Annotated in this window: 6 protein-coding genes; 1 reads left to right on the forward strand and 5 read right to left on the reverse strand. The window is 70.6% G+C overall.

The annotated features are described in order from the left end of the window. The 3 genes from RDU12_RS12110 to RDU12_RS12120 form a co-directional block, all read right to left on the reverse strand. A partial coding sequence (locus tag RDU12_RS12110) for a TSUP family transporter (RefSeq protein ID WP_308684819.1) occupies nucleotides 1-228 on the reverse strand: 228 nt, incomplete at its 3' end. A gap of 4 nt (nucleotides 229-232) precedes the next feature. Then, entirely contained in the window at nucleotides 233-559 is a 327-nt protein-coding gene (locus tag RDU12_RS12115; RefSeq protein WP_300291790.1) for a rhodanese-like domain-containing protein, read from the reverse strand. Between the two features lie 3 nt (nucleotides 560-562). Then, entirely contained in the window at nucleotides 563-889 is a 327-nt protein-coding gene (locus RDU12_RS12120; RefSeq protein WP_300291788.1) for a helix-turn-helix transcriptional regulator, read from the reverse strand. Nucleotides 890-963: 74 nt separating this feature from the next. Here RDU12_RS12120 and RDU12_RS12125 point away from each other — a divergent pair, with 74 nt between their 5' ends. After that, entirely contained in the window at nucleotides 964-1,830 is an 867-nt protein-coding gene (locus RDU12_RS12125; protein ID WP_300291786.1) for an MBL fold metallo-hydrolase, read from the forward strand. Between the two features lie 42 nt (nucleotides 1,831-1,872). On the opposite strand, the gene RDU12_RS12130 is transcribed toward RDU12_RS12125, so the two are convergent. Next, nucleotides 1,873-2,727, reverse strand: a complete 855-nt coding sequence (locus tag RDU12_RS12130) for an HAD family hydrolase (RefSeq protein WP_300291784.1) — start codon at nucleotides 2,725-2,727, stop codon at nucleotides 1,873-1,875. A gap of 147 nt (nucleotides 2,728-2,874) precedes the next feature. Then, the coding region (locus RDU12_RS12135; protein ID WP_308684824.1) for an ATP-binding protein at nucleotides 2,875-5,108 on the reverse strand (2,234 nt) is incomplete at its 5' end.

The following is a 5,108-nucleotide window of genomic DNA, read 5'->3' on the forward strand; positions in this document are numbered from 1 at the left end:
CCAGCGCACCCGTCCCGCCCGCGCCTGACCGGCCAGGGCCGTCAGGGCGTTGAGCGCCACCCCGGCGGCCGAGGCGCCGATGGCGACGTGCGGATCCTGCACCCCGACCACATACAGCAGCAGCGGCACGGCCAGCACCGAGCCGCCGCCGCCGAACACCGTCAGCAGGAGGGCCACGAGGCTCCCGCTGAACACCGCCAGCAACAGCTGAACGACACTGGCGTCCATGGCGTCACGCCGCCCCTGTGACCGTGGGCAGGCCCTGGGCCTTCCAGGCGTTCAGCCCGCCGTCCAGCACGAAGGCCTCGCCGGGAACGCAGGCGGCCAGGCGGACGCAGTTCATGCCGGTGCGGGCGCCGGAGCGGCACATATAGATGACCTCGCGGCCCGGATGGACGTCGAGGTCGGCCGCCTCGAAGACGGACAGGGGCTTGACGACGCTGCCGGCGATCCGCTCCTGGGCGACCTCGGCGGGCTCGCGGATGTCGACCAGAACGGCCTTGCCGGACTGAATGCGGGCCGCGACTTCGGCGGCGGAAAGGGGGGTGAGCACGGCCATGGATCAGTTTCCTTGAACAGGGGGGCAATAGATGTCGGCGAGCACGGCGATGAGTTTCAGGGCCGCCGGCTCGGCGATGCGGTACAGAATCGACACGCCCTCCCGCCGGGCGGTGACCAGGCCTTCCTCGCGCAGCACCGCGAGGTGTTGCGACAGGGCGGACTGGGACAGATCCGCGAGCGGCAGCAGCTCGCCGACGGCGCGTTCGCCCTCGCCCAGCTGGCACAGGATCATCAGCCGCTTCTCGTTGGAAAGCGCCTTCAGAAGCCGCGCCGCGTCGCCGGCGCGGGTCTGGAATTGCTGGAGGGGGGGCGGGTGTGCGTCGATCATGCCGGTCTATATATGCGGAGTTGCTAATTTAGCAATAGCTAATATATAAAGGCGCGAACCGGAGACAGATCACCATGACGCCATCCCCCTCCGTCGAAGGCTTCTTCGACCCCGCCACCCACACGATCACTTATCTGGTGGCCGATCCGGCCACCGGCGCGGCGGTCCTGATCGATCCCGTGCTGGACTTCGACGCCGCCGCGGGACGCGTGGAAACCACCTCGCTCGAAAAGGTGCTGGCCCGGATCGCCGAGCGGGGTCTCAGGCTGGAGCGCGTGCTCGAGACCCACGCCCACGCCGACCACCTTTCGGGCGCCGACGAGATCCGCCGGCGCACCGGCGCGCCGATCGGCATCGGCAGCCGCATCACCGAGGTGCAGAAGGTCTTCGGCGTCCTGTTCGAGGCGCATGACGTCACCGCGGACGGGGTCGTGTTCGACAGCCTCTTCGCCGACGGCGCGCGCTTCGACCTCGGAACCCTCCAGGTCGAGGTTCTGCATACCCCCGGCCACACGCCCGCCTGCGTCAGCTACCGGATCGGCGACGCGGTCTTCACCGGCGACACCCTGTTCATGCCGGACTACGGCACGGCCCGATGCGACTTCCCGGGCGGCGATGCGCGGACCCTGTATCGCTCGATCCAGCGTCTGCTCGCCCTGCCGCCGGAGACGCGGATGTTCGTCGGCCACGACTACCTGCCCGAGGGCCGCGAGGACTATCGCTGGGAGACCACGGTGGCGGCCCAGAAGGCCGGCAACATCCACGTCGGGGGCGGCCGCACCGAGGACGAGTTCGTCGCCCTGCGCGAGGCGCGCGACGCGACGCTCAAGGCCCCGGCCCTGATCCTGCCGTCGCTGCAGATCAACATCCGCGCCGGGGCCCTGCCCCCTCCGGAAGCCTCCGGACGCCGCTTCCTCAAGCTTCCGCTGACCGCGGTCTAGCAGGGCGCGCGGTTCCGGGGCGGCCTTCGGAGGCGGACGGACTCACACCCCGTCCGGCATCGTCCCCGAGGTGATGGCGATCCGGCCGATCAGACCCTTGACGATCAGGTCCAGCGCGGAGCCCTCGCGATAGTCGGCGGCGGCGACGAAATTGACCCGGTCCTCGGAGATCAGGCCGTAGATCTTCTGCTGGTCCCGGTCCGAATTGCGCGGGTCGTAGACGGCGATCGAATAGCCGCCCTTGGTGTGCATCATCTTCATGGTCGGCACGTCGGTGTCGCCGTCGCCGAGGAAGATCATCCGCTCGAACGGCACCGGCCGGTCGTCGTCGGCCATGAAGCGGTTGATCTTCTCGTGCTCCCAGTGATTGAGAACGCCCTTGTTGATGCGGAACAGATACTGGGTTTTGGTGGTGTAGTTGACGCCGACCGCCGGCCAGATCGCCACGCCCTTGTCGTCGTAGACGAATTTCGACGCGAACACGTGCCGGAACTCCGGCCGGATCGGGCAGCCCTCGATCATCTCCTCCAGCCCCGCCGAGATGATGTAGTGCTCGATCTCGAGGCCGTATTTCGCGCCCACGGCGTTGATGCGGTCGAACCAGCCCTTGCCGGTCAGGTCGGACTTAAGCCCGTCGAACAGCTTCACGTCCTGGCCGTGGTCGCGCAGGGTCTTGCGGGTGATCGGGTCGCCGTTCTCGCGCGCCCGCTGCAGCATCAGCTGCATGTACATCAGGATGTTGTCCCCGTCGGCCTCGCGCGTCAGCCGGTCGGCCTCGCCCCAGAAGTCGCCGATGTCCATGCCCACCGAGGGGATGAAGGTGACCTCCTGCATATTGCCCCGGGCGAGGGTGCCGTCGAAGTCGTAGATCAGCGCGGTCTTGAGCGGCTTGGCCATGGCGGCGTCCAGGGGCGAGGGGCGAGGGTCGAGTCAGCGAGAGCGCTAGTGACTGCGGGGGCGGGTGTCAAAGAGGAGTCAGCGAGCGCGGTGTTCCCTCGCCCCTCGACCCTCGCCCCTATCCCAGCCTCAACTCCGGCGGCGCCCCTATCCCAGCCTCAACTCCGGCGGCGCCGCCACGCCGGCCGCTTCCAGCGGCAGGTGCAGGATGAAGGCCGCGCCCTTGCCCGGTTCGCTCTCCACCTCGGCCCAGCCGCCGTGCAGTTCGACCAGGGCCTTGACCAGGGCGAGGCCGACGCCCGGACCGCCCCGCTCGCGCTTGACGAAGCGGTCGAAGACATGGGCCTGCAGGTGATAGGGAATGCCCCGCCCGGTGTCCTCGACCCGGATGCGCACCTCGGACGGCGCGGCCTCGGCGGTCAGGGTCACGGCCCCGCCCTCCGACACGGCCCGGGCGGCGTTGTCGAGCAGATACTCCAGCGCCTGCCCGACCCGCTGGGCGTCCGCCCGGATCGGCTTCAGACCCGTCGGGCAGGTCACGGTCAGGACCGCGCCGCGTCCCTCGATCCGCTCGCGCACCGTGGCCGCCGCCTCCTCGAGCAGGTCGCTGACGCGCACGTCGCCGAGGGTCAGCTCCATCTCGCCGGCGTCGATCTGGGCCATGTCCAGCACGTCGTCGATCGATCCGGCCAGCTGGCTGGCGGCGACGCGGATGGCCCCGGCGTGCTGGCGGCTGCGCTCGGGCAGGTCGGCCTGGGTCTCCAGCAGTTCGGAATAGCCGACGATGGTCGTCAGCGGCGTGCGCAGCTCGTAGCTGACGCTGCCGACGAACTCGCGCTTCAGCGCGGTGCTCTCTTCCAGCGCCTGGGCCTTGGCCGCCAGCGCCTGCTCCAGCCCGCGCCGGGCGGTGATGTCCGAGAAGGCCACCAGGGTGGCGCCGTCCGGCAGGGGCCGGGTCTGCCACGAGGCGATTCGGCCGTCCGCCGTGCGGCCCTCGCCCGAGATCGGCACCCGGCTCTCCGGGTCGGGGTCTGCCACCCGCGCCTTCAGTCCCAGCCACAGGGCCGGGTCGGGCATGGTCGACTGGCACAGGGCGGCCACGGCGTCGAAATCCCCGGCCGCGTCCAGCGCCTCGCCGCTCACGCCCCAGAAGGTGTCGAAGGCCTCGTTGTGCAGGCGGATGCGGCCGTCCGAGCCGAACACGGCCACAGCGTCGTTGAGCTTGTCCAGCGTCGCCTTCTGCACCTGGATCTGGGCGTTGAACCGGCTGCGCAGCTTCAGCTCGTCGGTGATGTCCGAGAACAGCAGCAGCACCCCGCCCAGCGGGTGCGGCTGGCGCACCACCCTGAGCGTCCGCCCGTCGGGCAGGGACCAGCTGTCGTCCGGCGCGGCCTCGGCGGCGCCGTAGAAGTCCAGCTCATTGGCCTTCCAGCCGGCGTAGTCGATGACCTCGGGCAGCAGCCGGCGCTGGCGCAGCCGGTCCAGCAGCTCGGCATGCGTCGGCCGTTCGTCCAGCCAGGCCGGGTCGATGTTGAACAGGGTCTGGAAGGCGGTGTTGTGGAAGGCCAGCCGCTTCGACGGGCCGAAAATGGCCACGGCGTCGGCGAGGTGATTCAGCGTCTCGTCATGGGCCTCGACGTGACGGCGCAGGGTGTCGCGCGTCTCCTCCGCCTCGGTCATGTCCAGCGCGAAGGCCAGCACCGCCCCGGCCCCGCCGGGGGCCGGCTCGGCCACGATCCGCCACGCCCGCCGCCGTCCGCCGCCGGTGGTCCAGCGGAACCCCTCCTGACGCTGATGCAGCCGTCCGGCCTCGGCCACGATGGCGTCGGCCCCGCGGTCGAAACTCAGCCTCTTGTCGCGCGCGGCGTCGATGCTGTCGGCCTTCATCTCGGCCAGCCAGGCCTTGTTGGCCCAGGCCAGCCGTCCGGCGGCGTCGGTGATCCAGGTCGGGGCGGGATAGGCGTCCGCCAACAGGCCCAGGCCGCTCTCGGCCGCCGTTCCGACTAGGCCCAGACGCGACAGCCGCAGCCACGCCGCCCCGGCCGAGGACCGGCCCTCGACCGCCCAGGCCCCGCCCACGCCGTCCAGCACGGCGTCAAAGGGTTCGCCCTGATCGATCAGGGCGTCCAGCCGGGGGCCCGCCGAGGCCCGAACCGCATCCAGCACCACCAGCGCCGGATCGACATCGGCGCCGTCCTCGCCGGCCAGCTCACGGGTGATGGCGCTCCACGCCGCCGGGGCGCCCAGCCGCCGGGTCTGGCCGTCCGGAGTCAGGGCCAGCCGGGCGTCCTCGAACGCCGCAGGCATGATCGGCCAACTCGGATAGGGCGGCGCGAAGCCCGTCGCCGCGTAGCTCACGAGGAAACGGCGTTCCAGGATCG

The sequence above is a fragment of the Brevundimonas sp. genome (genome assembly GCF_031082345.1).
Taxonomy (GTDB): Bacteria; Pseudomonadota; Alphaproteobacteria; order Caulobacterales; family Caulobacteraceae; genus Brevundimonas.